This window comes from Halomonas sp. ABH4_019 (assembly GCF_056159885.1).
Map to the genome: position 1 here is coordinate 70,191 of NZ_JBSWWC010000002.1, position 24,667 is coordinate 94,857.

The 24,667-nt window shown below is 70.1% G+C and carries 31 protein-coding genes; 7 read left to right on the forward strand and 24 right to left on the reverse strand.

The annotated features are described in order from the left end of the window. Positions 1-56 precede the first annotated feature (56 nt). On the forward strand, positions 57-422 hold the full coding sequence (gene folB, locus ACXAFN_RS07430; protein WP_474987595.1) for a dihydroneopterin aldolase: 366 nt from the start codon (positions 57-59) through the stop codon (positions 420-422). Further along, the gene (gene folK / locus ACXAFN_RS07435; protein WP_474987597.1) at positions 419-934 is read left to right on the forward strand and encodes a 2-amino-4-hydroxy-6-hydroxymethyldihydropteridine diphosphokinase; all 516 of its coding nucleotides are present in this window, start codon (positions 419-421) and stop codon (positions 932-934) included. Before folB ends, folK begins: the two co-directional genes overlap by 4 nt. Positions 935-937: 3 nt before the next feature. Here the strand turns inward: folK and ACXAFN_RS07440 are convergent, their stop codons facing one another. The 8 genes from ACXAFN_RS07440 to ACXAFN_RS07475 form a co-directional block, all read right to left on the reverse strand. Then, positions 938-2,089 carry a tRNA nucleotidyltransferase/poly(A) polymerase-related protein gene (locus tag ACXAFN_RS07440; RefSeq protein WP_474989083.1) on the reverse strand — a complete coding sequence of 384 codons (1,152 nt, stop codon included), beginning with the start codon at positions 2,087-2,089 and terminating at the stop codon, positions 938-940. Beyond that, on the reverse strand, positions 2,086-2,415 hold the full coding sequence (glpE, locus tag ACXAFN_RS07445; RefSeq protein WP_474987599.1) for a thiosulfate sulfurtransferase GlpE: 330 nt from the start codon (positions 2,413-2,415) through the stop codon (positions 2,086-2,088). The genes ACXAFN_RS07440 and glpE overlap by 4 nt, the downstream gene beginning before the upstream one ends. Before the next feature lie 25 nt (positions 2,416-2,440). Then, complete coding sequence (locus ACXAFN_RS07450) at positions 2,441-3,247, reverse strand: symmetrical bis(5'-nucleosyl)-tetraphosphatase (protein WP_474987600.1); 807 nt, start codon at positions 3,245-3,247, stop codon at positions 2,441-2,443. A gap of 31 nt (positions 3,248-3,278) precedes the next feature. After that, positions 3,279-3,668: a Co2+/Mg2+ efflux protein ApaG gene (gene apaG / locus ACXAFN_RS07455; RefSeq protein ID WP_474987602.1), complete on the reverse strand. Its 390-nt coding sequence runs from the start codon at positions 3,666-3,668 to the stop codon at positions 3,279-3,281. Continuing rightward, positions 3,665-4,477: a 16S rRNA (adenine(1518)-N(6)/adenine(1519)-N(6))-dimethyltransferase RsmA gene (rsmA, locus tag ACXAFN_RS07460; RefSeq protein ID WP_474987603.1), complete on the reverse strand. Its 813-nt coding sequence runs from the start codon at positions 4,475-4,477 to the stop codon at positions 3,665-3,667. Before rsmA ends, apaG begins: the two co-directional genes overlap by 4 nt. A gap of 61 nt (positions 4,478-4,538) precedes the next feature. Then, positions 4,539-5,582 (reverse strand): 4-hydroxythreonine-4-phosphate dehydrogenase PdxA, encoded by a 1,044-nt coding sequence (pdxA, locus tag ACXAFN_RS07465; protein WP_474987605.1) that lies wholly within the window; start codon positions 5,580-5,582, stop codon positions 4,539-4,541. Next, on the reverse strand, positions 5,579-6,220 hold the full coding sequence (locus tag ACXAFN_RS07470) for a SurA N-terminal domain-containing protein (RefSeq protein WP_474987607.1): 642 nt from the start codon (positions 6,218-6,220) through the stop codon (positions 5,579-5,581). Before ACXAFN_RS07470 ends, pdxA begins: the two co-directional genes overlap by 4 nt. A gap of 80 nt (positions 6,221-6,300) precedes the next feature. Continuing rightward, complete coding sequence (locus ACXAFN_RS07475) at positions 6,301-8,775, reverse strand: LPS-assembly protein LptD (RefSeq protein WP_474987608.1); 2,475 nt, start codon at positions 8,773-8,775, stop codon at positions 6,301-6,303. Between the two features lie 162 nt (positions 8,776-8,937). Here ACXAFN_RS07475 and ACXAFN_RS07480 point away from each other — a divergent pair, with 162 nt between their 5' ends. The 4 genes from ACXAFN_RS07480 to speD all read left to right on the forward strand — a co-directional run bounded on the left by ACXAFN_RS07480 (position 8,938) and on the right by speD (position 12,268). Then, the gene (locus tag ACXAFN_RS07480; protein ID WP_474987609.1) at positions 8,938-9,984 is read left to right on the forward strand and encodes an aminoglycoside phosphotransferase family protein; all 1,047 of its coding nucleotides are present in this window, start codon (positions 8,938-8,940) and stop codon (positions 9,982-9,984) included. Then, complete coding sequence (gene murU / locus ACXAFN_RS07485) at positions 9,981-10,652, forward strand: N-acetylmuramate alpha-1-phosphate uridylyltransferase MurU (protein WP_474987611.1); 672 nt, start codon at positions 9,981-9,983, stop codon at positions 10,650-10,652. The genes ACXAFN_RS07480 and murU overlap by 4 nt, the downstream gene beginning before the upstream one ends. Before the next feature lie 197 nt (positions 10,653-10,849). Beyond that, on the forward strand, positions 10,850-11,269 hold the full coding sequence (locus ACXAFN_RS07490; protein ID WP_474987612.1) for an OsmC family protein: 420 nt from the start codon (positions 10,850-10,852) through the stop codon (positions 11,267-11,269). Positions 11,270-11,473: 204 nt separating this feature from the next. Then, positions 11,474-12,268: an adenosylmethionine decarboxylase gene (speD, locus tag ACXAFN_RS07495; RefSeq protein ID WP_474987614.1), complete on the forward strand. Its 795-nt coding sequence runs from the start codon at positions 11,474-11,476 to the stop codon at positions 12,266-12,268. Between the two features lie 108 nt (positions 12,269-12,376). Here speD and coq7 read toward each other — a convergent pair whose 3' ends face one another. From coq7 to phaR, 6 genes are all read right to left on the reverse strand, one after another. Next, entirely contained in the window at positions 12,377-13,021 is a 645-nt protein-coding gene (coq7, locus tag ACXAFN_RS07500) for a 2-polyprenyl-3-methyl-6-methoxy-1,4-benzoquinone monooxygenase (RefSeq protein WP_474987615.1), read from the reverse strand. Between the two features lie 178 nt (positions 13,022-13,199). Continuing rightward, positions 13,200-13,541 (reverse strand): histidine triad nucleotide-binding protein, encoded by a 342-nt coding sequence (locus tag ACXAFN_RS07505; RefSeq protein WP_474987617.1) that lies wholly within the window; start codon positions 13,539-13,541, stop codon positions 13,200-13,202. Positions 13,542-13,572: 31 nt separating this feature from the next. Next, a complete protein-coding gene (locus tag ACXAFN_RS07510; RefSeq protein WP_474987618.1) occupies positions 13,573-14,445 on the reverse strand; it encodes a phosphoribulokinase in 873 nt (290 codons plus the stop codon). Next, on the reverse strand, positions 14,445-14,879 hold the full coding sequence (locus ACXAFN_RS07515; protein ID WP_474987620.1) for an acyl-CoA thioesterase: 435 nt from the start codon (positions 14,877-14,879) through the stop codon (positions 14,445-14,447). Before ACXAFN_RS07515 ends, ACXAFN_RS07510 begins: the two co-directional genes overlap by 1 nt. A 35-nt stretch (positions 14,880-14,914) precedes the next feature. Continuing rightward, the gene (purD, locus tag ACXAFN_RS07520) at positions 14,915-16,210 is read right to left on the reverse strand and encodes a phosphoribosylamine--glycine ligase (RefSeq protein WP_474987621.1); all 1,296 of its coding nucleotides are present in this window, start codon (positions 16,208-16,210) and stop codon (positions 14,915-14,917) included. 232 nt (positions 16,211-16,442) lie between these two features. Beyond that, positions 16,443-16,901 carry a polyhydroxyalkanoate synthesis repressor PhaR gene (phaR, locus tag ACXAFN_RS07525; RefSeq protein ID WP_394590220.1) on the reverse strand — a complete coding sequence of 153 codons (459 nt, stop codon included), beginning with the start codon at positions 16,899-16,901 and terminating at the stop codon, positions 16,443-16,445. Positions 16,902-17,003: 102 nt separating this feature from the next. On the opposite strand from phaR, the gene ACXAFN_RS07530 reads away from it, so the two are divergent. Continuing rightward, on the forward strand, positions 17,004-17,717 hold the full coding sequence (locus ACXAFN_RS07530; RefSeq protein ID WP_474987623.1) for a 16S rRNA (uracil(1498)-N(3))-methyltransferase: 714 nt from the start codon (positions 17,004-17,006) through the stop codon (positions 17,715-17,717). Here the strand turns inward: ACXAFN_RS07530 and ACXAFN_RS07535 are convergent. From ACXAFN_RS07535 to ACXAFN_RS07580, 10 genes are all read right to left on the reverse strand, one after another. Continuing rightward, positions 17,709-18,266, reverse strand: coding sequence for an ATP-dependent zinc protease family protein (locus tag ACXAFN_RS07535; RefSeq protein ID WP_474987625.1), 558 nt, complete (start codon positions 18,264-18,266; stop codon positions 17,709-17,711). The two genes, ACXAFN_RS07530 and ACXAFN_RS07535, sit on opposite strands and share 9 nt — an antisense overlap. After that, positions 18,263-19,525 carry a lytic murein transglycosylase gene (locus tag ACXAFN_RS07540; RefSeq protein ID WP_474987626.1) on the reverse strand — a complete coding sequence of 421 codons (1,263 nt, stop codon included), beginning with the start codon at positions 19,523-19,525 and terminating at the stop codon, positions 18,263-18,265. The genes ACXAFN_RS07535 and ACXAFN_RS07540 overlap by 4 nt, the downstream gene beginning before the upstream one ends. Positions 19,526-19,579: 54 nt before the next feature. Beyond that, positions 19,580-20,032, reverse strand: coding sequence for a DUF3429 domain-containing protein (locus ACXAFN_RS07545; protein WP_474987628.1), 453 nt, complete (start codon positions 20,030-20,032; stop codon positions 19,580-19,582). Positions 20,033-20,034: 2 nt separating this feature from the next. After that, on the reverse strand, positions 20,035-21,384 hold the full coding sequence (locus tag ACXAFN_RS07550; protein ID WP_474987629.1) for a DASH family cryptochrome: 1,350 nt from the start codon (positions 21,382-21,384) through the stop codon (positions 20,035-20,037). After that, on the reverse strand, positions 21,381-21,557 hold the full coding sequence (locus ACXAFN_RS07555) for a DUF2256 domain-containing protein (RefSeq protein WP_474987631.1): 177 nt from the start codon (positions 21,555-21,557) through the stop codon (positions 21,381-21,383). Before ACXAFN_RS07555 ends, ACXAFN_RS07550 begins: the two co-directional genes overlap by 4 nt. 85 nt (positions 21,558-21,642) lie before the next feature. Then, complete coding sequence (mnhG, locus tag ACXAFN_RS07560; RefSeq protein WP_474987632.1) at positions 21,643-22,050, reverse strand: monovalent cation/H(+) antiporter subunit G; 408 nt, start codon at positions 22,048-22,050, stop codon at positions 21,643-21,645. Continuing rightward, positions 22,043-22,312, reverse strand: a complete 270-nt coding sequence (locus tag ACXAFN_RS07565) for an MrpF/PhaF family protein (RefSeq protein ID WP_474987634.1) — start codon at positions 22,310-22,312, stop codon at positions 22,043-22,045. Before ACXAFN_RS07565 ends, mnhG begins: the two co-directional genes overlap by 8 nt. A gap of 18 nt (positions 22,313-22,330) precedes the next feature. Further along, positions 22,331-22,804 carry a Na+/H+ antiporter subunit E gene (locus tag ACXAFN_RS07570; protein WP_474987636.1) on the reverse strand — a complete coding sequence of 158 codons (474 nt, stop codon included), beginning with the start codon at positions 22,802-22,804 and terminating at the stop codon, positions 22,331-22,333. Next, positions 22,801-24,318 (reverse strand): Na+/H+ antiporter subunit D, encoded by a 1,518-nt coding sequence (locus ACXAFN_RS07575; RefSeq protein ID WP_474987637.1) that lies wholly within the window; start codon positions 24,316-24,318, stop codon positions 22,801-22,803. Before ACXAFN_RS07575 ends, ACXAFN_RS07570 begins: the two co-directional genes overlap by 4 nt. Then, entirely contained in the window at positions 24,315-24,662 is a 348-nt protein-coding gene (locus tag ACXAFN_RS07580) for a Na+/H+ antiporter subunit C (RefSeq protein ID WP_474987639.1), read from the reverse strand. Before ACXAFN_RS07580 ends, ACXAFN_RS07575 begins: the two co-directional genes overlap by 4 nt. Positions 24,663-24,667: the final 5 nt, after the last annotated feature.

The following is a 24,667-nucleotide window of genomic DNA, read 5'->3' on the forward strand; positions in this document are numbered from 1 at the left end:
CAATCGCCGGCCAATCCGGCATTGCCGCCGCCCTTACAACGCTCGGAACTCTATCGATGGATCTCGTACTGATCGAAGCGCTGAAGGTCGACACCGTGATCGGCGTCTACGACTGGGAGCGCACCCTCACCCAGACGCTGGTCCTCGACCTGGCGCTGGCCACCGATATCCGCCCCGCGGCCGCGGAAGACGACATCGCCCAGACCCTCGACTACGCGGCCATCAGCCAACGCATTCTGGCGTTCGGTGCCGAGCATCGCTTCGAGCTGGTAGAGACCTTCGCCGAGCGCCTGGCCGACGCCCTGCGCCGCGAGTTCGGCATTCCCTGGCTGCGACTGACCCTGCGCAAGCCCGGGGCGGTCGCCGAGGCGTCCGCGGTGGGGGTGCGCATCGAGCGCGGCGAATGGAGCGGCAGCCGATGACACTCGTCACCGTCAGCATCGGCAGCAACATCGAGCGCGAGCGCCATGTGCTGGCCTGCCTCGATGCCCTGGCCGCCACCTTCACCGGCCTGCGCCTGTCGCGGGTCTACGAGAGCGAGCCGGTGGGCTTCGAGGACGGCCGCAACTTCTACAACCTGGTGGCGGCCTTCGACAGCGACTGGTCGGTGGGCGAGCTGGCGGCCTGGTGCAAGCGGCTGGAGTTCGCCAACGGGCGACGCCCGGACAGCCCCAAGTTCAGCCCCCGGACCCTGGACGTCGACCTGCTGACCGTCGGCGACCTGTGCGGCGAGCACGACGGCATCGCCCTGCCCCGCGCCGAGATCCGCCACCATGCCTTCGTGCTGAAACCCCTGGCGGAGTTGCTGCCCGATGCCCGCCATCCGCAGGATGACATCCGCTACGCCGCGCTGTGGGCCGCATTCGACGCCGACGACCAGGCCCTGTGGCCGGTGGAGTTCGTGTGGCGGGAGCACCGCCTGCCGCTGGCCTGAGGTTCAGGCCGCCAGTACCTCGTCGATGGCGCCGCGACGGCGCCGGGCCAGTTCCTCGCCCAGGGCACGGCCCTGGTAGCCCTCCTCGACCAGCCCGCGTGGCAGGATCTGCCCCGCCAGTCGCCAGGCCAGCGCCAGGTCCTCGGCCAGCGCCGCCTCTTCCATGCTCACCAGGCTGATCAGCGGCGCCACCCGTTCAGCGTGGCGCCAGGCATCGATGCCGTCGAGCCAGGCCATGACGTGCGCGCCGTCCAGCTCTCCTTGGCGCGCCTCCTCCACCAGGCGGCGGGTCAACGCGGCCTGGGCGGCCAGCCTGCGCGGCACCTTGGGCAGCTTGAGGCGCTCGGACAGCCCCCGGCGGGCGTCGGCGTCGAGGTGCTCGACCAGGCGCGCCCAGCGCCAACACGCTTCCTCGCCGGCCGGGATATCCTCGGGCAACCGCGCCAGCCGCCCCAGGGCTTCGTCCAGCGCCACGCCGTCCGCCGCCAGCTCCGGCATCAACGCCGCCAGGGCCCCGCAGTCGTGCAGGGCCTGGAAATAGACGTCCGGCCAGGGCTCGCCCAGGGCCTTCTCGGTCTCGGTCCAGACCCGTTCGGCGACCAGGTGGCCGAGCTCGCCGCTGGCGGCCAGCCGGCGCATCAGCCCGCGCGTCTCCGGGGCGATCACGAAGCCGAGCCCGGCGTAGCGAGCCAGGAAACGCGCGGTACGCAGCACCCGCAGCGGGTCCTCGACGAAGGCCGGCGAGACGTGACGCAGCACCCGGGCCTCGAGGTCGGCCAGCCCGCCGTAGGGGTCGACCAGCTCGCCCTCGGGGCTCTCGGCCATGGCATTGATGGTCAGGTCGCGCCGCGCCAGGTCCTGCTCCAGGCTGACCTCGGGGCTGGCATGCACCTCGAAGCCGGTATAGCCGTGGCCGGACTTGCGCTCGGTGCGCGCCAGGGCGAACTCCTGCTGGGACTCGGGATGCAGGAAGACCGGGAAGTCACGCCCCACGGCGCGAAAGCCGCGCCGGGTCATGGCCTCGGGCGTAGCGCCGACCACCACCCAGTCGACGTCGGTGACCGGCCAGCCGAGCCACGCATCGCGCACGGCGCCGCCGACCCGATACACGGTCAGGCCGACGAGCCGGGGGTCGCGACATGCGGCCAAGCTCAGGCCTCCACCCGTTCGGGAAGCCGGTGCTGCCAGTCGGTGAAGCCGCCATCGAGGCTGTAGACCTCGGCGAAGCCCTGGCCGGCCAGCCAGGCGGCGGCCTGCTGACTGGAGTGACCGTGATAGCAGACCACCACCAGCGGGGTCTCGCGGGGGGCCTCGGCGAGCAGGGCCGACACGCTGTCGTTGTCCAGGTGGCGGCAGCCGGGAATATGCCCGGCGGCGAAGCTCGCCGGGTCGCGGATGTCCACCAGGGTCACGGGCGCCTCGCCGTCGAGCCACTCGGCCAGGGTGGGAATGTCCAGGTGCTGGAAGGTCGCGGCAGTCATCGGGCCTCCGATGCGAAGAATGGAGTCAGTGGCGACTGGGAACGCTGATGCGTTCGCCGGTATCGAGGTCGAGGGCGGTGAGCGCACCGCCCCATACGCAGCCGGTATCCAGCGCCTCGGCGCACACCCGGCTGCCGGGGGTCTTCCCCTCCAGGGCCGCCCAGTGGCCGAACAGCAGCCTCGGGGCATCGTCACGCGGGTACTGGAACCAGGGCGCGAAGCCCGGCGGCGCGCTGTCGATGCCCTCCTTGGCCGAGAAGTCGAGGATGCCATGGGCATCGATGAAGCGCATCCGGGTAAGGGTATTGACGATCACCCGCCACCGGTCGAGGCCGTCCAGGTCATCGCGCCAGCGGGCCGGCTCGTTGCCGTACATGCGCTCGAGGAAGGCGCCGGCATGTTCGCCGCCGAGCCGCTCGGCGACCTCGGCGGCCAGGGCCTCGCCCTGTGCCGGCGACCAGTGCGGCGGCAGCCCGGCATGACTCATCAGGGTGTCGCCCTCACGCACGACCAGCGGGCGGCTCTGCAGCCAGTCGAGCAGGCGCCCGCGGTCAGGCGCGGCGAGGGTGGCGTCCAGGGTGTCCTTGCGCTTGGTCCGGGCGCCGCCGCGGGCCACCGCCAGCAGGTGCAAGTCGTGGTTGCCGAGCACCACCCGAGCGGCATCGCCCAGGGCCATCGCCTCGCGCAGGCACTCCAGCGAGCCGCGACCGCGGTTGACCAGATCGCCGGCCAGCCACAGTCGGTCGCGGCGCGGATCGAAGTCGAGACGCTCGAGCAGGGCCACGAACTCCTCGTGACAGCCCTGGAGGTCACCGACGGCATAGGTGCTCATGACGTTCCCTCGCGCTCTCGGTGCATGGTGCTCAGTGCACCTGGTTGGGGCCGGCCAGCCGGAAGGGGGCGATGGCCACTTCGAAGGGGCGCTGGGTGGCGGTGTCGACGCAGGTGAAGGCCCCTTCCATCACCCCCACCGGGCCATCCAGGATGGCGCGGCTGGTGTAGCGGAAGGTCTGGCCGGGGCCGATCAGCGGCTGCTGCCCCACCACGCCCTTGCCACGCACTTCCTGGATCTCGCCGCTGCTCTGGGTGATCTTCCAGTGGCGCGCCAGCAACTGCATGCTGTGGCCGGAGTGGTTATGCACGGTGATGGTGTAGCTGAACACGAAGCGCCCCTCCTCCGGGGCGGATTCGTCTTCCCGGAAGGCCGGCTCCACGTCGACGTGGATCTCTTCGCCGAGGGCGGTGGCCGTCATGAGGCGCTCCCCCGTTCGGCCAGGTGATTGGCGATGCGCACGAACTCCTCCACGCTCAGGGTCTGGGGTCGCCGGGTCGGGTCGATGTCGAGGGCCTCGAGGCTCGCCCCATCGAGCCGTCCCTTGAGGTTGTTGCGCAGCGTCTTGCGGCGCTGGGCGAAGGCCTCGCGTACCACGGTGAACAGCAGCGTTTCGTCCCGCGCCGGGTGCGGTGGCGCGCCATGGGGCATCAGGCGCACGATGGCCGACTCCACCTTGGGGCGCGGCACGAAGGCCTCCGGCGGCACGGTGAACAGCGACTCGACCGTGCAGTAGTACTGGGCCAGCACCGACAGCCGCCCACGCTCGCCGCCGCCAGGGGGCGCGGCCAGGCGCTCCACCACCTCCTTCTGCAGCATGAAGTGCATGTCGGCCACGGCGTCGCCGGCCTGCAGCAGGTGGGAGATCAGCGGCGTGGAGATATTGTAGGGCAGGTTGCCCACCACCCGCAGCGGCGGGCCGTCGCCGCGCAGTTCGGCAAAATCGACCTTGAGGGCATCGCCCTCGTGGATCACGAAGCCCGGCTGGTCGAAGAACTGCACCCGCAGCCCGGGAATCAGGTCCCGGTCCAGCTCGATGACCTCGAGATGGCCGCCCGCCGCCTCCAGCAGCGGCTCGGTGAGGGCGCCCTGGCCGGGGCCGATCTCCACCAGCCGCTCGCCGGGGCGGGCGCCGATGGCGCGCACCAGCCGCGAGATGATGCCGGGGTCGCGCAGGAAATTCTGGCCGAAGCGCTTGCGAGCGCGATGACCCTGGGGGCGGGATGCCATGCGGTCTGTCCTTCTAGTCGAAACGGAAGCGGCGCCTTGCCGGTGACGCCTGACGGGCGATTCAGCCGCGCTGGCCGCGTCGGGCCATGTCGGCGGCCAGGGCCTCGGCCACCGCCAGGCTGCCGGGATCGGCGAGGCCGCGGCCGGCCAGGTCCAGGGCGGTGCCGTGATCCACCGAGGTGCGCACCAGCGGCAGCCCCAGGGTGATGTTGGCGGCACGGCCGAAGCCGGCGTACTTGAGCACCGGCAGGCCCTGGTCATGATACATCGCCAGCACGGCGTCGGCCTCGGCCAGGTGGCGCGGGGTGAACAGGGTATCCGCCGGCAGCGGCCCGTCAAGGGCCAGGCCCTCGCGACGCAGCGCCGCCAGGGTCGGGGCGATCACCTCCAGCTCCTCGCGACCGAGGTGGCCGCCCTCCCCGGCATGGGGATTGAGGCCGCACACGGCGATGCGCGGCGTCGCCAGGCCGAACCAGCGCCTGAGGTCGGCGTCGAGGATGCGCAGCAGGCGCGCCAGCCGCTCGGGGGTGATCGCGTCGCTCACCTCGTGCAGCGGCAGGTGGGTGGTGGCGAGCGCCACGCGCAGCGCCCGCGGGCCGTTCCATTCCGGGCCGGCGGCATGCAGGGCGTGGTCGGTGGCGAGCATCATCACCACCTCGTCGACGCCGCAGGCGTCGCGCAGGTATTCGGTATGGCCGGTGAAGTCGGCGTGGCCGGCCTCGCGGATCACCGCCTTATGCAGCGGCGCGGTGACCATGCCGCTGGCCTCGCCAGCGCGGCAGGCCGCCACCGCACGGTCCAGGGTCTCGAGCACATAGCCGGCGTTGCGGGTGTCCAGTACCCCGGGGCGACAGGGGGCGGCCAGCGTCACCGGCCAGACCGCCAGCACGCCGGGCGTCGTCTCGGGCACCGGTTCGCCCGGCGCCAGCTCGACGATCTCCAGGCAAGCGCCCAGGGCCGCGGCCCGCTCGGCCAGCAGCTCGGGGTCGCCCACCGCCACCCGCCGATGGCCAGAGGCCCCGCCGGCCCCCAGCATGACCGCCAGCTCCGGGCCGATGCCGGCCGGCTCGCCGGTGGTCAGGGCGATGACGGGGGCGTCGCTCATGCGCCCGGCTCGAGTCGCTCTTCGACGAAGGCCTCGCTGCGGATCTCCTGGATCCAGTCTTCCATCTCGTCGTTGGCCTTGCGCTGGAACAGCCCCTGGCGCGCCTGATCACGACTCATGTTGCCGCCCTGCTGCTCGATGAAGCGGTCGACCTCGCGCTCGGAGAGGCTCACTCGGCCGCCGACCCGGCGCTGCTGGAGTTCGCGCATCAGCAGCTCGCGACGCACCTGGTCGCGCACCACGCCCAGCGACACGCCGTCGGCTTCCAGGGCATCGGCGAACTGGTCCAGGGTCATGTTGTTGCTCTCGGCGATGGCGCGCACCTGGCGGTTAAGCTCGGTATCGTCGACGCTGAGGTTGGCCTCGCGGGCCATCTGCAGCTGGATCTCCTCGACGATCAGGCGCTCCAGTACCTGCTGTCGCAGCACGTCGTTCGGCGGCATCTCGATGCCCCGGGCCTCCAGCTGGCCCCGGGTCCGGGCGAGGCGGTCCTCGAGCTGCGAGGCCATGATGGCGCCTTCGTTGACCACCGCCACGATACGATCCAGGGGCTGGCGTACCTGCTGGGCCAGCCCGGTCAGGGGCGCGGCCCCCAGCAGCAGGACCAGCAGCAGGGCGGCGAGTTGTCGGCTGCGCATGTCGGTGTTTCCTCTCGTTCGGTATCGGTTTGCCTGTCGGGGCCGATGTCCGGCCCCTTGGTCGCGTCGCCGGGCGGCGTTCAGGGCCGCTCGAGGGCGGTGCTGCGATAGCCCGGCACGGCGCCGTCGAAGTAGTCGGCGGCCTCACCGCCGACGCCGCCCAGCCCCTTGAACACGAAGCGCAGGAAGAACCCGCGATCGGTGGTGTCATCGGCGATGGTGTTGGCGGTGTCCTCGTCATCGACCCACTTGCGCCACACCAGCTGCAGACCATAGCAGCAGTCGTTCCACTGCACACCCGCCAGCTGTTCCAGGGTCCGGTCGTTGGTGTGGTCGTAGACCACCCGCCCGATCAGGTCGACCCGCGGGGTGACCTTGAAGGCCCCGGAGACATCGAGCTCCTCGCGGTTGTAGCCGAGCCTGTCCTCGGCGTCCTCCTCGGAGAGGTCGAACCCCTCGAGCTGCCAGCGGTAGCCCAGGTTGAACACGTGACCGGCGTCGGCCCGATACTGCAGGTCCCAGCTGGCCTGCTCGGTGCGCGACAGGTGATCGTCATAGAGCCACTGCCAGCGGGTGCGCCACTGGTCGCTCAATCGCCAGTCGAGGCGGGTGACCAGCGGCGAGCGCTCGCGGGTAGCATCGTAGTACTCGTAGGAATTCTCATCCGCCGGCAGAGTATCGGGATCGCCCGCCATGTCGATGTGGCGATCCTCGAAGTAGAAGGCCTGGCCGAGGCCCAGCGAGAGGCGCTCGCGGCCGCTGGCGTCCTCGAGCAGTCGGCTCTCCACGCCGTAGGACAGGCGGTTGAGATCACCCACCCGGTCGCCGCCGGAGAAGCGGTCCGGCGACCACAGCTGCTGCCAGGAGAAGCTGCGCTCGGCGGTGTCGAAGTCCGGGAATTCGCTCTGGTCGCGGGCCGGCACGTAGGCGTAGTTGAGGCGCGGCTCCAGGGTCTGGCGATAGTCAGCGCCGCCGAGATCGAGGTCACGCTCGAAGACCAGCCCGCCGTCGACGGAGGCGATGGGCACGGTCAGCGAGGGGGTCTCGGCGCGATCCGTGTCGCGCTCGCCGTAGTCCAGGTCATAGGTCAGGTGGGCAAGCTCGACGCGGGGCTCGAGAAAGCCCCAGCTCTCGTCGCGGCGCCAGCCCACGGCAGGATCTAGCCTAAGCCGGGCGCCGTTGGCCGCCTCGCGCAGCGGGACGCGCCGCTGGCCGTCGCGGAAGTCGTAGATCCCGTTCTCGTCGCCCTCGATGTCCCGCCAGAAGTAGGTCAGGTTGGAGGCCCACTCCTGATAGAAGCCGGTGTCCTGGGTCCAGCGGGCGCGAGCGTCCAGGCTGGGCAGGCGATAGAAGGGCTTGTCGCCCTCGTCCAGCGGGTCGTCGAGTACCTGATAGCCCTGGGCCTTGGCCTGCAGGCGCCAGACCTCGCCGCGGTAGTCGAGCCGGGCCAGGCGCGACAGCTGGTCGGTGTCGCGCTCGGCGAAGTTGCGCCCGAAATCGTCGAAGTAGGCGCCGTCGCTGGCCGCCCCGTAGCGCAGGCGATAGTCGGTGCGCGCATCGATGCGCCCGGCGTGGCGGAAGTCCAGGTACCAGCGCTCGTCGCCGTCCTCGAGGTCGGAGCCGTTCGAGGCCTCCTCACCGGCACGCTGGTCGTCGGCGATATAGGCGCCCTCGATGGTGCCGGCGTCGGACGGGAAGAGGTAGCGATACTCGCCGCCGAGCAACCAGCCGCGGTCGCTGATCCAGCGCGGGGTGATGGTCGCGTCCTGGTCGGGGGCGATGTTCCAGTAGAAGGGCTGGGCGTAGTCGAGCCCGTCGCCGGAGGCGCCCAGCACCGGCCACAGGAAACCGGTCTGGCGGCGGTCGTCCAGGGGGAAGCGCACCCAGGGCCAGTAGAATACCGGCACATGGCCGACCTCGAGCCGGGCGTGCTTGGCGGTGCCGTAGCCCTGCTGGCGATCCAGCAGGATGTCGTTGCCCACCAGCCGCCACAGCCGGCTGCCCGGCTCGCAGGTGGTGAAGCTGGCCTCGCGCAGGCGATAGCGGCCGTCCTCCAGCCGCGCCAGGCGTACCGCGTCGCCGCGCACGCGCTGCTCGTGGGCCACGTAGTGGGCGCTATCGATGCTCGCCGCGTCGCTGTCCAGGGCGAATTCGGCGGCATCACCGCGCACCAGCAGGTTGCGGTCGCGCAGCGCCACCGGCCCCTCGGCCAGCACCCGGTCGCGGGCCGCCGGCAGGCGCACCCGCGGCGCCTCCAGCTGGGTGTCGTCGCGGCGCAGCACCACCTCGCCGCTGAGCAGGGTCTCGCCCTCGACCCCGTACTCGCCGCTGTCCGCCTCGCTGGAGACCTGGCCCCCCGGGGGCGGCGCCAGCCGATAGTCCGGCATCACGTAGCGCCCCCGGCATACGGCGCCCGCGGGGCGGTCCGCCCCCCAGGGCTGCCAGTCCAGTTGGTCGGCCGGCAGCGGCTCGGGGGGCGCCGCCAGCGCGGGGGCGCCGATCAGGCTTGAAGTCACCAGGCCTGCCAGGGCCGTCCGGGAGGGTCGCTTGGCCATGTTCCACGATGTCCTTGGCGGAGTGAATCGGTATTATACAGGCCCCATGCGACCTGTCCCGCCGACGAGTCCCTGTCATCGCCGACGACGTCGGGCCTCAGCATGCGGCGACGCTTTGGGGCCGTCAACCGGCGCCCCGCCACCGGACATCGAGAGGTGAAGATGCCAGAGGCCGATGCCCTCGCCCGCCAGACGCAATTGCGCCACTGGGCCGCCCAGCGCCATGGACTCGCCCCGCAGGCCGTGGACCTGCGCCTGGCCGCCGGCGATGCCAGCTTTCGCCGCTACTATCGGCTGAGCCTGCCCGACGGCGCCACGCGCATGCTGATGGATGCCCCACCGGCGCAGGAGGACAGCGCGCCCTTCGTGGCCATCGACCGGGCCTGGGAGCTCGCCGGCCTGCCGGTGCCGCACCTGCATGCCGTGGACCTCGACGCCGGCTTCCTGGAGCTCGACGATCTCGGCGACACGCCGCTGCAGACCCGCTTCGACGGCGACGATGCCCCCGTTACCCTGGCCTGGCACGACGCCGCCCTGGCCCTGCTCCATGAGCTGCAGAACCGCGCCATCCCGGACGACCTGCCGGCCTTTGATGCCGCCCTGCTCGGCCGCGAGCTCGACCTCTTTCCCGAGTGGTGCCTGGAACGCTGGCTCGGCCTGGCTCCGCCGTCCGGCTGGACGTCGCTTCGCGAGTCGCTGATCGAGAGCGCCCTGGCCCAGCCGACGGTCACCGTGCACCGCGACTTCGACGCCATGAACCTGATGGTGGTGGACGAGGCGCTGTACCTGATCGACTTCCAGGACGCCGTGGCCGGCCCGCTCAGCTACGACCTGATCTCGCTGCTGCACGGCCGCTACTGCCGCTTCGACGCCGCCCGACGCGCCGAATGGATCGAGGCCTTCCGCGCCCGAGCCGTGGCCGACGGCCGACTCGACGCCGGCGTCGAGTCGGACGCCTTCCGGGCGCAGGTCGCCGCCATGGCCGCCCAGCGCGCCCTCAAGGTGCTGGGCATCTTCTGCCGGCTGACCCTGCGCGACCATCGCGACGGTTATCTCGCCCGCCTGCCCCATTTTCTCGGCCATCTCGAGGATGCGCTCGCCGAGCTCGACGGCCATGACGCCTTCAAGGCCTGGCTGGCCGACACCTTCCGCCCCGCCCTGGCGGCGCGGCTGGCGGCGAACGGCATCGACCGGGAGGGCGCGGCATGAAGGCGATGATCCTGGCCGCGGGGCTCGGCAAGCGCATGCGCCCGCTCACCGACCGCTGCCCCAAGCCGCTGCTGCCGGTGGCCGGCAAGCCGCTGATCGTTCATCACCTGGAGCGCCTGGCGGCCGCCGGCATCCGGGACGTGGTCATCAACGTCAGCTACCGGGCCGAGCAGATCATCGAGGCGCTGGGCGATGGCCGCGAGTTCGGCGTATCGATCGCCTGGAGTCGCGAGGAGGCACCGCTGGAGACCGGCGGCGGCATCCGCCGCGCCCTGCCGCTGCTCGGCGAGGCGCCCTTCTGGCTGGTCAACGGCGACGTCTGGTGCGACCTGGCGCCTGACGCGCTTGCCGCGCTCGATGGCGACCTGGCACGCCTGGTGCTGGTGGACAACCCGGATCATCATCCCGAGGGCGATTTCCACCTGGACGCCACCGGGCGGGTCCGCCAGCACGGCGCGCCGCGCCTGACCTACGCCGGCCTGGCGCTGCTCGACCCGGCGCTGGTCGCCGGCCACGACGACGGCGCCTTCGCCCTGGCCCCGCTGCTGCGCCGGGCCATGGACGCGGGGCGGGTCGCCGGCCATCATCATCGCGGCGCCTGGGTCGATGTCGGCACCCCGGCCCGCCTCGAGACCCTCGACCGGGCCCTCCGAGCCCGCTCGGGCTGAGTCGAGCGGCGCCAGCTGCTAAGCTGGCGAGCCGCTCATTGCCTCTCATTCACGAAGCCTGTATTCACAAGGACACCCCGTGCATGAAAGCAAGCGTCAAATGGACCGATGGTCGCCAGTTCGTCGCCTGAGGTGTGGAAAGCCGGCAGCGGCCACGGTGGCGCCGCGCCTTTAATCAACTGGAAGGAACTCCGAGTATGAAAGCCAGCGTCAAATGGACCGATGGTCGCCAGTTCGTCGCCGAGGCCGGCAGCGGCCACAGCGTGGTCATCGACGGCCCGCCCGACCACGGCGGCCGCAACACCGGCCCGCGCCCCATGGAGATGCTGCTGATGGGCATGGGCGCCTGCACCTCCTTCGATGTCCTGGAGATCCTCGAGAAGTCCCGGGCCCCGATCGCGGACTGCGTGGCCAGCATCGAGGCCGAGCGCGCCGACAGCGTGCCCAGCGTCTTCACCAAGATCCATATCCACTTCACGGTCAGCGGCCAGGGGCTCAAGGAGAAGCAGGTCAAGCGCGCCGTGGAGCTCTCCGCCGACAAGTACTGCAGCGCCTCGATCATGCTGGCCAAGGGCGGCGTGGAAGTGACGCACTCCTTCACCATCGTCGAGGACTGATGCCGCCCGCCCGGGCGACCCCGGACGGACGACACGTCGCCTCCCTGAATTGCCAGGGGGCGTCCCCCCGGCGGCGGCGAAAAAAATCCGCCGCGGCGGGTGCGCCGTCACCGAGGGGTGTGCATAATACGCGCCTTTCGATCGCCAGGGGTTCCGGCGCTGCCGTCGGGATGACAACATCTGCCACAGTAGGGAGGCTCGGACGTGACCGACAATCTCCGACTCCACGGGTTCAACAACCTGACCAGCTCCCTGAGCTTCAACATCTACGACATCTGCTACGCCAAGACCGAGGAGCAGCGCAAGGCCTACATCGACTACATCGATGAGCTCTACAACGCCGAGCGCCTGACGCAGATCCTCAAGGACGTCACCAACATCATCGGCGCCCACGTGCTCAACATCTCGCGCCAGGACTACGAGCCCCACGGGGCCAGCGTGACCATCCTGATCGCCGAGCACGAGTTGGAGGAGGCCGACCCCGAGCAGATGGAGCCCGGCCCGGGGCCACTACCTGAGACCGTGGTGGCGCACCTCGACAAGAGCCATGTCACGGTGCACAGCTACCCCGAGTCCCATCCGGATAACGGCATCAGCACCTTCCGCCTGGACATCGACGTCTCCACCTGCGGCCAGATCAGCCCGCTGAAGGCGCTGAACTATCTGATCCACAGCTTCGATTCCGACATCGTGACCATGGACTACCGGGTGCGCGGCTTCACCCGAGACGTGGACGGCAAGAAGCTGTTCATCGACCACGACATCACCTCCATCCAGGACTACCTGGCCGAGGACACCAAGCAGGCCTACCAGATGGTGGACGTGAACGTGTATCAGGAGAACATGTTCCACACCAAGATGCTGCTCAAGGACTTCGAGCTGGACAACTACCTGTTCGGCACCTCGCGGCGCGACATCAGCTTCGAGGAGGCCCGGGATATCGAGGGCCGCCTGCGCAAGGAGATGCTGGAGATCTTCTACTCGCGCAACATGGACTAGCCCGCGCGGAGCGCGGGAGCCTCAAGCGGTAAGCTTGAAGCTGTCAGAAAAAGCGAACCCCACCCTGGCAAGACCGGGTGGGGTTCGCTTTTTGGGGTGTCTTCCGGCTTAGAGCCTGTAGACCGACTTGGTCATTACCTTGGACATCAGCGTCATGCCGGCCTGGACCGGTGCCGGGAAACGAGCCCCACCGGCGGCCAGCGCCTGCTCGGCGTGATGGGCCTCGTCGATGGCCATCTGGCGCAGCACCGCTCGCGAGCGATGGTCGCCGGACGGCAGCTCGTCCATGTGGGCCTCGAGGTGACGCCCCACCTGCTCCTCGGTGGCCGCGACGAAGCCCAGGCTGACGCGATCGCCGACCGCCCCGGCCAGGGCGCCGAGGCCGAAGGAGGTGGCATAGAACAGCGGATTGAGCAGGCTGGTACGGCCGTCGAGCTCGGCGAGACGGGCCTCGCACCAGGCCAGGTGGTCGACCTCTTCCTGGGCCGCCTCCTCCATCTGCCGGCGAATCTCGGGCAGCTTGGCGGTCAGCCCCTGGCCCTGGTAGAGCGCCTGGGCGCAGACCTCGCCGGTGTGATTGATGCGCATCAGCCCCTCGGCATGACGGCGCTCGGCCTCGTCTAGGGCGTCATCGCGCACCTCCGGCGTGGCCGGCGAGGGACGCGAGGGCCGGGCGGCCCCCGGCAGCAGGGTACGCAGCACGGCATCGCCCTGGCGCACCAGGTGATCGGCACGGGAATACTGACGGTTCATGACACCCCCTGAATCAATGATGGCCGCATTGTACCCGAGTCGCCCCGGGGCCGGCAGTTCGCGGACGCAACGACGCCGCCCGCGGGCGGCGCCATGAGGGAACGGGATCGGGCCAGGCCAAGAGCTGCACCTGATGCGTCGAACACCGCACAGCTCGCGGCGAGACGCCGCATGCCGACTACCCAGCCGGCCAGGTAAAGCGTCGACCGCCCATCAGGTGCATATGAATATGATAGACGGTCTGGCCGCCCTGCTCATTGCAGTTCATCACCACCCGATAGCCGTCCTCGGCGAAGCCGGCCTCCCGGGCCAGCCTGGCGGCGGTGAATTGCAGCCGCCCCACCAGCGCCAGGTCGCCTTCCTCGATGTCGTTGAGGGTCGCGATATGGCGCTTGGGCACGATCAGCAGGTGGGTCGGCGCCTGGGGATTGAGGTCCTTGAAGGCCAGCACCTCGTCGTCCTCGAAGACGATGTCGGCGGGTATCTCGCGATTGACGATCTTGCAGAACAGGCAGTCCATGGGGTCGTGCTCCTCGAGGATGGAAGGTCGCTCAGCGGAAGCGCCGCTGGGCCAGCAGGTGGCGCACCAGCGGCCCCAGGATCAGCTCCATGGCCAGCGGCATCCGCGAACCCGGCACCACCAGGGTATGGGGGCGGCTCATGAAGGCATCCTGGATCATCGCCAGCAGGTAGGGGAAGTCCACCGTAGCGGGATCCCGGAAGCGGATCACCACGAAGGACTCGGCATCGGCGGGGATGTCCTGCACCTCGAAGGGGTTGGAGGTATCCACCGTGGGTACCCGCTGGAAGTTGATGTGGGTGCGCGAGAACTGCGGCTGGATATAGCGCACGTAATCGTCCATGCGCCCCAGGATGGTGTCGATCACCGCCTCCTGGGAATAGCCGCGGTAGCGCATGTCGCGATCGATCTTCTGGATCCACTCCAGGTTCATGGTCGGCGCCACCCCGACCAGCAGGTCGGCATGGCGGGCGATATCGTGGTCGGCGGTGACCAGGCCGCCGTGCAGCCCCTCGTAGAACAGCAGGTCGGTGCCAGGCGGCAACGGCTGCCACTCGGTGAAGGTCCCCACCTGGTAGCCGGCCTCGATCATCGACTTGTCTTCGGCATGGATGTAGTGGCGATAGGTGCCGGTGCCATGCTCGCCGTATTCCTGGAACAGCGCCTCCAGGTGATCGAGCAGGTTGGCCTCCACGGCGAAGTGCGACAGCTCGTCCTTGCGCTCGGGCTCCTCGCGGAAGATCCGCGCCAGCTCCTGGCGGGTATAGCGATGGAAGGCATCGCCGTCGACGAAGGCGGCGTGCACGTCCTCGCGGGCGAACATGCGCTCGAAGGTCCGCTTGACGGTGGTGGTGCCGGCCCCGGAGGAGCCGGTCACGGCGATGATCGGATACTCGCGTGACATCAGGCCGCTCCCGTCAGGCGCTCGCGCACCGCCTCGGGCACCGCTACCGGTCGCCCGCTGGCGGGGTCCACCAGCATCAGGTTGATCCGCGCCGTGGCCACGACGCGCTCGTCCGCCTGCCGACGGATACGGTGGTAGACGGCGATGGCCCGGCGCCCGGGGGCCGGGATGGCGGTATCCACCACCAGCGCCTCGGGCCAGCGCGACTCGGCCTGGTACTGCACGGCGAGGTCGGCCGCCACGCAGGGAAAGCCGCCCATGTCGCCCTCGGCGAGCGACAGGGCGCCCAGGGCCTGGACGCGGGCCTCGTGCATCAGCGACACCACCGCGTCATGCCCCAGGTGCCGGCCATAGTTCATGTCGGTGATGCGCACCGACAGCGGATGCCGGTGGCGAATGTACGCCTCGGGAAAGACCAGTTTCACGCGCTCCATGCCGCCTCCTTGGTGATGCCTGTCGGCCGCCCCGCTCACTCCTCGCCTGCCTCCCGGGCGATGGCGCGGTGAGCGATATCGCGTCGATGGAAGGCGTCCGCCCAGCGGACGTCCTCCACGCCCCGATAGGCCAGGTCGCGGGCCGCCAAGACGCCCTCGCCGAGCGCGGTGACGCACAGCACCCGGCCGCCGGCGGTGAGCACCTCGCCGGCCTCGCCCATGGCGGTACCGGCATGGAAGACCTTGCAGCCGGTGGCCTCGGCGGCGTCGAGCCCGTCGATGGCATCGCCCTTGCGGTAGCTGCCCGGGTAGCCGCCGGCCGCCATCACCACGCCCACCGCGGCGCGGGCATCCCAGTCGCAGGCGTGGCCGGCCAGCTCGCCCCGGGCCCCGGCCAGGCACAGCTCGGCCAGGTCGGACCGCAGGCGCATCATGATCGGCTGGGTCTCGGGGTCGCCGAAGCGGCAGTTGTACTCGATGACCCGGGGGTTGCCCTCGGGGTCGATCATCAACCCGGCGTACAGGAAGCCCGTGTAGGGGTGACCCTCCTCGGCCATGCCGCGCACCGTGGGCCGGATGACGCGTTCCATCACGCGCTCATAGACCGCGTCGGTGACCACCGGCGCCGGCGAGTAGGCGCCCATGCCGCCGGTGTTGGGGCCCTGGTCGTCGTCGAAGGCGCGCTTGTGGTCCTGGCTGGTGGCCATGGGCAGCACCGTCTCGCCGTCGACCATGACGATGAAGCTGGCCTCCTCGCCCGTCAGGAACTCCTCGATCACCACCCGGGCGCCGGCGTCGCCGAAGGCGTTGTCCTCGAGCATGTCGCGCACCGCGGCCTCGGCCTCCTCGCGGGTCATGGCCACGATCACGCCCTTGCCGGCGGCCAGGCCGTCGGCCTTGATGACGATCGGCGCGCCCTTCTCGGCGAGGTACTCGAGGGCCGGCTCCACGGCCACGAAGGTGCGGTACTCGGCGGAGGGAATGGCGTGGCGCGCCAGGAAGTCCTTGGTGAAGGCCTTGGAGCCCTCGAGCTGGGCGGCCCCGGCGGTGGGACCGAAGATCGCCAGACCCGCCTCCCGGAAGCGGTCGACGACGCCAGCCACCAGCGGCGCCTCGGGGCCGACGATGGTCAGCTCGACGTCCCGCTCGCCGGCGAAGGCGACCAGCCCCTCCAGGTCCTCGGCGCCGATGGCCACGTTCTCGAGCCCGGCTTCCCGGGCGGTGCCGGCGTTGCCCGGCGCCACGAAGACGGTCTCGACCCGGGGCGACTGGGCGACCTTCCAGGCCAGGGCGTGTTCGCGGCCACCGCCGCCGATGATCAGAACCTTCATCCGCTGCTCTACCTCACTACAGGGGGATAACACGGGAAAAACGTCGCGGCATTATGTCAGAAAGCGGCCGCCAACGCCGCCTTCGGGTGGGACGCGCCGGACCCACAAGCGGCACAGGATGCGAGAGCGCCGCAGGGCAAAAGCAGTGCCCACGGAGGGACTCACAGCGCCGGGTGGGCCGGCCCGCTCGCCGACCGGTCACCGGATCCACCCCGAGAGCAGCTGAGCGCCATCAGGACTCGTCGTCGTCCTTGCGGCCCTTGCCGGCCTGGCCGCCGAGGTTCTGCTGCCAGAAGCGCATGTTCTCCTCGGCCAGCTCGCGCATCAGCTCCATGGGCGTGTGGCGCATGGCCTGCTGCCACTGGTCCTGCATGTGCTTCTGCTGCTCCATCATCAACCGGGTGCCCTGCTCCAGGTAGCGGGCCAGCGGCAGCGGCTGGGCCATGTTGTAGACGCGGATGAACTGGGCCAGCAGGTCGTTGGAGAACACCTGGGCATCGCCGTCGGCCTGCTCCTGCTCGATGATGATGGTCAGCAGGATGGTGCGGGTCAGGTCCTCGCCGCTCTTGGCGTCCTCGACCCGGAAGGGCACCTCGTCGAGGATCAGCTTGCGCAGGTCCTCGAGGGTCACATAGCGGCTCTGTTCGGTATCATAGAGCCGGCGATTGGCATACTTGCGAATCACGCGCACGGCGCTGCTCCTTGTTCGGTTCGGGTGGGCGGACGCCTCCTTATGCAGGTATTGTGCACCGCCCTACCCTCCATGCAAGACATAAAGGCGTCACGAGGCCCCATGAACCTGATCCTGCTCTCGCCCGACGACATCGAGAACGACCGCCTGGCCCGGGTCCGCGACCCCCGCCGACTCGCCCACCTCAAGGAGGTCCACCGGGCCCGGGCCGGCGACGCCATGACGCTGGGCATCGAGGGCGGCGCCCTGGGACGCGGCGAGCTGCTGGCCCTGAGCGAGGACGAGGCGGTCTTCGATGTCGCCGCCCTCGACCAGGCCCCGCCGCCGGCGCTGCCGGTGCACCTGGTGCTGGCCCTGCCGCGCCCGCGCATGCTGGCGCGCACCCTGGAGCACGTCACCGCGCTGGGCGTGAAGGAGCTGACGCTGCTCAATACCCGGCGAGTGGAGAAGAGCTACTGGCAGTCGCCGGAGCTCACCGAGGACAAGATCCATCGCCACCTGGTGCTGGGCCTCGAGCAGGCCCGGGACACCCGCCTGCCCCGCGTGACCCTGGCCAAGGGCTTCCGGCCCTTCGTCGAGGACAGCCTGCCGGGCCTGCTGGCCGACCGTCGCGGCCTGCTGGCGCATCCCGGCATGCCGGAGGCCTGCCCGCGCGGCGTCGAGGAAGACACGCTACTGGCGGTGGGTCCGGAGGGCGGCTTCATTCCCTGGGAGGTCGAACGACTCGAGGCGGCCGGCTGCCGGGGCATCCACCTGGGCCCGCGGATCCTGCGCGTGGAGACGGCGGTGACGGCGCTGTTGGCGCGGCTATTCTGAGGGGTCGCCGGCGTCTTCCTGCTCCTCGGGCTCGTGGGGCACGCGGCGGGCCTCGCCGTCGCAACCGGGCTCGGTCAGGTGGGTGCGTGCCACGTCGAGGCGCCCCAGGTGGCCGATGGTCTGTCGCCCCAGCAGCATCGCATAGTCCATGGCGGAGCGGTCGCGCAGGCTGAACTCCTCCTCATAGCGCACGCCGTCCACACAGACATCGAGCAGCACCACCGGCCGCTCGTCGCGTCCCCCGGCCCCGCGCACCACCATGCGCCGCACACGGGGCCGCTCGAGGGTCATGGCGAAGGTCTCGCCCTCGGCGTCGTTCTCGAGCTGCAGCCGGAAACGCACCCAGGGCTCGCCCTCCTTGTCGAAGGCGCGAATGTCCCGGGCGTCCAGCGACGAGGTCAGCGCCCCGCTGTCCAGCTTGGCCTCGAAGGGCAGGTTCCAGGGCATCAGGGCCACCGGCTCGACCCAGCCCACCACCCGCTCGGGCGCCTCGGCGATCGCCAGCCCCGGCCACAGGGCGAGGGCCAGGCAACAGGCCAGCCGCCTCATGGCGTCACCTCCCGCAGCCGCTCCAGCAGCTCGCGAGTGGCGAAGCCGTCCGGGGTCACGCCGAGCTCGCGCTGGAAGCCACGCAGGCCGCGCCGCGTGTTGGGGCCGAGAATGCCGTCCGCCTCGCCGACCTCATAGCCGCGGGCGTCGAGCCGGCGCTGCAGCTCACGGACCTCGGTGCGCCGCAGCGCCGGCTCCTCGCGGGGCCAGTCGCCGCGGATAGTGGGGCGCCCGGCCAGGGCATCGCTCAGCACGGCCACCGCCAGGGCATAGCTGGTGGCGTTGTTGTAGCGCCGGATGACCCCGAAGTTGTGGCCGACCAGGAAGGCCGGCCCCCGCGCCCCGGCCGGGGTGATCACCGCGGCGGCCTCGAGGGACGGCAGCGCAGCGCCGTCCCGGGCCCTCACCCCGGCGCTCGCCCACTCCGCGGCCGAGCGCCGGGTCGACGGCTCGGCCAGCGAATAGTCGAAGTCCGGCGGCAGCAGGACTTCGGCGCCCCAGGCCTCGCCGGACCGCCACCCGGCCTCGGCGAGATAGCCGGCGATGGAGGCCATCACGTCGGGCACGCTGCCCCAGATATCGCGTCGGCCGTCGCCGTCGCCGTCCACCGCATGGGCCAGGTAGCTCGACGGCAGGAACTGCGGATGGCCCATGGCCCCGGCCCAGGAGCCGACCATGCGCTCGACGGGCACCTCACCGGCCTGCAGGATACGCAGCGCCGCCATGAGCTCGCCGCGGGCGAAGGCGCGGCGACGACCGTCGTAGGCCAGGGTCGCCAGCGCCTCGAGGGTCGAGAAGTCCCCCAGGTAGCCGCCGTAGCTGCTCTCGATGCCCCAGATGGCCACCAGCATCTCGGCAGGCACCCCGAAGCGCTCCGCCGCTCGCCGGGCCGCCTGGCGATGCTCGGCGAGCCGAGCCCGGCCGTTGGTCACCCGGCTGTCCGAGACCGCGCCATCGAGATATTCCCAGATCGGGCGCACGAACTCCGGCTGGCGGCGATCCAGCTCGATGACCCGGGGCCGATAGCGCAGCGCATCGAGGTGCGCCAGGGTCGTCTCGTCGATGCCCTCCGCCCGGGCCTGGCGCCGGAACTCCCGGCGCCAGGCCGCGAAGTCCGGCGCCTCGCCAGCCGGCTCGAGGCCGTCGGGCTCGGTGGCCTGTGAGGCCGCCGGGGCGGCCTCGGCATGGGACGTGGCGATACCCTGGCAGCCGGCCAGGCCGGCGCACAGCAAGACGAGCATCAAGAGCGGGGGCAGCATGTCGACGACGTTCCTTGGCGAAAACAGGACCCGATGATCGCCCAGATCGAGCCCTCAGGCCAGTCGCAGCAAGCGCGCGATGAGCGCCAGGTGGCAGATCACCACCACCAGGGTCAGGCTAGTGCGCAGCCGACGGTATCCGACGGGCAACCCCGGGGCGCCGGGGCCCGCCTCGAAGGCACGCAGGGCGACGAAGCCCGCCAGCAGGGCGAGGGCGCCGGCCAGGCTATCGATCATCAGCGCCGGCCAGGCTACCAGGCTTGGCAGCACGCCGACCAGCAGCCGACGGCCATCGACCCGGTCGCCACCGGCCTCGCCGAGCGCCAGCCCCCAGTGCACCCCGCCCAGAAACGACAGGATCACCGCGGCGTAGTAGAGGAAGGCCTGGAGGGCATACACCTGCCAGAACGGCGGCGCCAGCCAGGCCGCCGCCGAGGCGGCCACGAACGGCACCAGACCGGCCAGGCCGAGCCGGCGGGACAGCGCCTCGAGTCGGGACGTCATCATGTCTATGCCTCCCCGCCCCCGACGCACGAGGCCAGCGGCGGCGGAAAGGCCTCGGGATCGCGCCGCCAGGGGCGGTGCCGGGGCTCGCCCGGCGGCAGGTCCGACAGCTCGGGACGCCAGCGGGCGACGTACTCGCCGCGGGGATCATACTGCTCGGCCTGATCGAGCACCGAGAAGCGATGGGCGCTGGCATGGCGGCCCCGGCCGGCGATATAGCCCCAGTTGCCCCAGTTGCTGGCGGCGTCGTAGTCGATCAGGCAACGCTCGAACCAGGCCGCCCCCAGCCGCCAGTCGACGCCCAGGTCGTGGACGAGATAGCTGGCCACGTTCTGGCGCGCCCGGTTGGACAGCCAGCCGGTCTGGGCCAGCTCGCGCATCCCGGCATCGACGAACGGCAGGCCGGTGTCCCCCCGGCACCAGGCGTCGAAGGCGTCGCCACCGGCGGGGTGATCGCATCCACCGAACAGGCGACGACCATCCTGGACGGCGGCCCAGTGGAAGTAGTCCCGCCACAGCAGCTCGAAGCGCAGCCAGCGGCTCGAGGCATTGGCGCCATGCTCCGACTCCCAGGCGCACAGCGCATCGTTGACCTGGGCGGCGGACAGACAGCCCAGGGCCAGCCAGGGCGACAGCCGACTGGAGAAGTCGGCGCCCACCAGGCCGTTGCGGGTTTCGGCATAACGCGACACGGCACCGCTGCCCCACAGATAGTCGTGGAGTCGCTCGCGCCCCGCCGTCTCACCGCCGGCGAAGCGAAAGCCGCCGCGGGACGAGGCCCGCCACCGCGCCGCCCGGGGGCAGACCCGCCCCAATGGCGGCAGCCCTCGCGGCGCACCGAAGGGCCAGGGGGGCAGAGTCACCGGCTCCGCCTCGGCGCGCTGGGGCTCGACATCCGCCACTCGACGCCGGAAGGACGAGAAGCCGGCCGGCAGAGACTCGATGGCCAGCGGCAGGCTCGCCGAGGAGAGCAGCATGCCGCCCTCCTGGATGTCCAGCGAACACTCGGGGGCGAGGCGCCGACTCAGCCGAGCGGCCGCACGCACCTCCTCCCAGCCGGGATCGCGCCTCACCCGGACCCGACGAGCGCCGAGCCCGGCGGCCAACATCGCCACCTCGTCCACGGGGTCGCCGATGCGCACCAGTAGGTCGCTGCCCCGAGCGAGCATGGCCCCGCGCAGCTCGATCAGGCTCTGCCACAGGAAGCCGAGGCGAGCCGGTCCGAGCCGGCCCTCCGCCAGCCAGCGCGCATCCAGCACGAAGACGCAGAGCATCTGCTCGCCGAGGGGGCCGCGCAACAGCGGATTGTCGGCCAGACGCAGATCCTGGCGCAGCCAGATCAGATCAACGCTCATGCTCGGCCCTCCGCCCGCGACAGCCGTCGGGCCGTGCGTCGACAGCGCTCGCTGCAGTAGCGCACCTCGTGCCAGCAGCGCGCCCACTTGCGACGCCACCGGAAGGGGCGGCCACAGGACAGGCATGGCTTGGCGGGCAGATCGGCCTTGCGACGCATGGCGGCACTACTCATGGACAAAACGCCAAATCCGTACAATATATGTACAGGATATAACGGATGGACGCGAACGCAAGCGCCGACGGGGCCGCGCAGGCCGTTACGGGTCGTCGGGGGTGTCGCGGGGCGGGTCGCTCGAGCCGCCGTCCTCCTCGACGCCACTGTGCAGGCGGTGGGTCAAGGGGTCGTAGTGGGGCCTGAGCTCGTCCTTGATGGTGCCGTCCCATAGCCGCGAGCCGACGAAATAGCCGGCACGGCCGATGACGTGCGCCGCCACCGGCGCCGTCAGCATGAGAAACAGGATGATCCCGAAGGCACGGGCCACCACCGCCGTCTGTGCGAAGTGCAGGGCCACCGACAGCATGATCAGCGAGGCCCCCAGGGTCGCCGCCTTGGTGGTGGCATGCATTCGGGTCAGCAGGTCGGGCAGCCGCGCCACCCCCAGGGCGGCCAGCAACATGAAGGTCGAGCCGGCCAGCAGCCCCGCCCCCTCGAGAAATTCAATCATCCCGGGGCCCCCCGCGTTCCAGGAAGCGAGCGAAGCCGATCGTCGCCATGAAGGCCATCAGCGCCATGACGATGGCCACGTCCAGCAGGCTCGGCACGTCGGTGGCGACGGCCACCACCCCGATGATGCCGACGAGAATCGACGAAAAGAGCTCCAGGGCCACCACCCGATCCGGCAGGCTGGGGCCGCGGAACAGGCGCACGAAGGCCAGGCACAGGGCCAGGGACATCAGGGCCAGGCTCAACAGGATCACGGTCGACACGGGGTCTCCCTCCCTTGGCTAGTGAAAGAGTTCCAGGGCGCGGCGCTCCAGCTTCGCCAGGCTCTTCCTGAGCGCCGGCTCATCATCCAGGAACATGGCATGGATATAGAGCACCCGACGATCGTCGGACACATCCAGGCTCAGGGTCCCCGGCGTCAGCGAGATCAGGTTGGCCACGAAGGCGATCTCGAACTCGGTGCTGGCCTTCAAGGGCATGGCGATCACCCCCGGCTTCATGTACCAGGGCGGCGTGACGATGTCATAGGAGACCCGAAGGTTGGCGACCACCAGCTCCTTGAGGAAGAAGCCGACGAACCGAATCAGCCGCGGCAAGCGCTGGGCATGGCCGGCCAACGCCGGCACCTGGGGCTGAATCAGCGCCAGCACCAGATAGCCGAACACCATCCCGGCGAGCAGGTTGCGGCCGCTGAAGTCACCGGTGAGCACCACCCAGGCGAAGCCGAGCAGCAGGTTCCAGGCCGCGCCGATCATGAGCCGCCCTCCCCCGGCGCCCCGAGCACCGCTTCGATGTAGCGCTCGGGCGCCATCAGTTCAGTGGCCGAGGCCTCGGCCAGGGCATACAGGGGGCCGGCATTGAGGCCGATGAGCAGGGTACACAGCGCCAGCCCCACCACCGGCGCCCCCATCAGCCACAGCTCGCGCTGACCGACCACCGGATAGGGGTCCATCTCGCCCTCCGGGGGCGTTTCCTTCCAGAACACCTCGTTCCAGAGCTTGACCATCGAGTAGAGCGTCAACAGCCCCACCACCAGGGCGATCGCCGTGACGCCATAGGCCTCGGCCTCGATGCCCGCCCGAATCACCAGGAACTTGGCGAAGAAGCCGGAGAGCGGCGGCATGCCGGCCAGCGACAGCGCCGGAATCAGGAACAGCACCGCCAGCCAGGGATGGCTGCGATAGAAGCCGCCCAGCGCCTCGAGTCGGTAGCTGCCGCGCAGGCGCTGGACGATGCCGCTGATCAGGAAGAGGTTGGTCTTCACGATGATATGGTGGGCGATATAGAAGACGCCGCCGAGGATCGCCAGGGGCGTGAACAACGCCAGGCCCAGGATCATGTAGCCGATCTGACTGACGATGTGGAACGACAGGATACGCCGGAACTCGAACTGCGCCGCCGCCCCGAGCACCCCGGAGAGCATGGTCAGGCCCGCGCCCCACAGCAGGATCTCGTGGGTATATCCCGGGCTGTGGTGGAAGATCAGGGTGAACACCCGGAACAACGCATAGACCCCGACCTTGGTCAGCAGGCCGGCAAACAGCGCCGACACCGCTACCGGCGGGGTATGGTAGGAGGCCGGCAGCCAGAAGAACAGCGGGAAGGCCGCCGCCTTGATGCCGAAGGCCACCATGAACATCATCGCCAGCACGTCGACCATGCCGGTGTTCTCCAGGGTCGCCAGACGGCGGGCGATATCGGCCATGTTGAGCGTGCCGACCATGCCGTAGAGCAAGCCTACCGCGACCAGAAAAATGACCGAGGACACCAGGTTGAGGGTGACGTACTTGATGGCCCCTTCCATCTGGGGCTTCTCGCTGCCCAGGATCAGCAGCGCGAAGGAGGCCACCAACATCACCTCGAACCAGACATAGAGGTTGAAGATGTCGCCGGTCAGGAAGGCCCCGGCCACACCGGCCAGCAGCAGGTGCATCAGCGGAAAATACCCATAGGCCTGGTGCCCACGACCTATCGAGGCCAGCGAGAACAGCGCCACGGCCAGGCCGATGAGGCCGGTGAGCACCACCATGATGGCGCCCAGCAGATCGGCCACCAGGCTGATGCCGTAGGGCGCCGGCCAGCTTCCCATGTGCATCACCAGGATGCCGTCACGGTTCACCGCGATCAGCAGCCAGACACTGGTGGCCAGCAACCCGGCGGTGCCGGCCACGGCGACCAGGCGCTGCATGATCGGCGAGCGCCAGAACACCAGCGACAGGGCGCCGGCGAACAGGGGAATCAGCACGGGCAACGCAATCTGCGGGGTCACGTGTCGGTATCCTTCATCTTGTCCAGGTCATCGGCACGCACGATTTCCCAGGCACGCCGCACCAGCACGACGGCGAAGGACAGCACGCCGAAGGCGATGACGATAGCGGTGAGCACCAACGCCTGGGGCAAGGGGTCGGCGACCACGCCCTCCGGCGCCGACATGCCCTCGGGCACCAGCGGCGGCGCCCCGCGTCGCATCCCCGCGGTGGCGAAGATCAACAGGTTGGCGGCATTGGAGAGCAGCATCAGGCCGATCACCAGCTTGACGATGGAGCGTCGTAGCATCATGTAAATGGCGGCGGCGAACAGCACGCCGATGGTCACGGCCATCAGGGGTTCCATGTAGC

Coding starts and splice junctions, on each gene's coding strand:
- ACXAFN_RS07475 (WP_474987608.1), bottom strand. CDS start 8,775: ATGGCCAAGCGACCCTCCCGGACGGCCCTGGCAGGCCTGGTGACTTCA.
- apaG (WP_474987602.1), bottom strand. CDS start 3,668: ATGACGGCCACCGCCCTCGGCGAAGAGATCCACGTCGACGTGGAGCCG.
- ACXAFN_RS07450 (WP_474987600.1), bottom strand. CDS start 3,247: ATGAGCACCTATGCCGTCGGTGACCTCCAGGGCTGTCACGAGGAGTTC.
- ACXAFN_RS07535 (WP_474987625.1), bottom strand. CDS start 18,266: ATGAGGCGGCTGGCCTGTTGCCTGGCCCTCGCCCTGTGGCCGGGGCTG.
- mnhG (WP_474987632.1), bottom strand. CDS start 22,050: ATGATTGAATTTCTCGAGGGGGCGGGGCTGCTGGCCGGCTCGACCTTC.
- ACXAFN_RS07515 (WP_474987620.1), bottom strand. CDS start 14,879: ATGGAGCGCGTGAAACTGGTCTTTCCCGAGGCGTACATTCGCCACCGG.
- ACXAFN_RS07555 (WP_474987631.1), bottom strand. CDS start 21,557: ATGAGTAGTGCCGCCATGCGTCGCAAGGCCGATCTGCCCGCCAAGCCA.
- ACXAFN_RS07470 (WP_474987607.1), bottom strand. CDS start 6,220: ATGCGCAGCCGACAACTCGCCGCCCTGCTGCTGGTCCTGCTGCTGGGG.
- purD (WP_474987621.1), bottom strand. CDS start 16,210: ATGAAGGTTCTGATCATCGGCGGCGGTGGCCGCGAACACGCCCTGGCC.
- ACXAFN_RS07510 (WP_474987618.1), bottom strand. CDS start 14,445: ATGTCACGCGAGTATCCGATCATCGCCGTGACCGGCTCCTCCGGGGCC.
- murU (WP_474987611.1), top strand. CDS start 9,981: ATGAAGGCGATGATCCTGGCCGCGGGGCTCGGCAAGCGCATGCGCCCG.
- ACXAFN_RS07505 (WP_474987617.1), bottom strand. CDS start 13,541: ATGGACTGCCTGTTCTGCAAGATCGTCAATCGCGAGATACCCGCCGAC.
- pdxA (WP_474987605.1), bottom strand. CDS start 5,582: ATGAGCGACGCCCCCGTCATCGCCCTGACCACCGGCGAGCCGGCCGGC.
- folK (WP_474987597.1), top strand. CDS start 419: ATGACACTCGTCACCGTCAGCATCGGCAGCAACATCGAGCGCGAGCGC.
- ACXAFN_RS07570 (WP_474987636.1), bottom strand. CDS start 22,804: ATGATCGGCGCGGCCTGGAACCTGCTGCTCGGCTTCGCCTGGGTGGTG.
- glpE (WP_474987599.1), bottom strand. CDS start 2,415: ATGACTGCCGCGACCTTCCAGCACCTGGACATTCCCACCCTGGCCGAG.
- ACXAFN_RS07580 (WP_474987639.1), bottom strand. CDS start 24,662: ATGGAACCCCTGATGGCCGTGACCATCGGCGTGCTGTTCGCCGCCGCC.
- folB (WP_474987595.1), top strand. CDS start 57: ATGGATCTCGTACTGATCGAAGCGCTGAAGGTCGACACCGTGATCGGC.
- coq7 (WP_474987615.1), bottom strand. CDS start 13,021: ATGAACCGTCAGTATTCCCGTGCCGATCACCTGGTGCGCCAGGGCGAT.
- ACXAFN_RS07480 (WP_474987609.1), top strand. CDS start 8,938: ATGCCAGAGGCCGATGCCCTCGCCCGCCAGACGCAATTGCGCCACTGG.
- ACXAFN_RS07530 (WP_474987623.1), top strand. CDS start 17,004: ATGAACCTGATCCTGCTCTCGCCCGACGACATCGAGAACGACCGCCTG.
- ACXAFN_RS07490 (WP_474987612.1), top strand. CDS start 10,850: ATGAAAGCCAGCGTCAAATGGACCGATGGTCGCCAGTTCGTCGCCGAG.
- ACXAFN_RS07550 (WP_474987629.1), bottom strand. CDS start 21,384: ATGAGCGTTGATCTGATCTGGCTGCGCCAGGATCTGCGTCTGGCCGAC.
- ACXAFN_RS07545 (WP_474987628.1), bottom strand. CDS start 20,032: ATGATGACGTCCCGACTCGAGGCGCTGTCCCGCCGGCTCGGCCTGGCC.
- rsmA (WP_474987603.1), bottom strand. CDS start 4,477: ATGGCATCCCGCCCCCAGGGTCATCGCGCTCGCAAGCGCTTCGGCCAG.
- ACXAFN_RS07540 (WP_474987626.1), bottom strand. CDS start 19,525: ATGCTGCCCCCGCTCTTGATGCTCGTCTTGCTGTGCGCCGGCCTGGCC.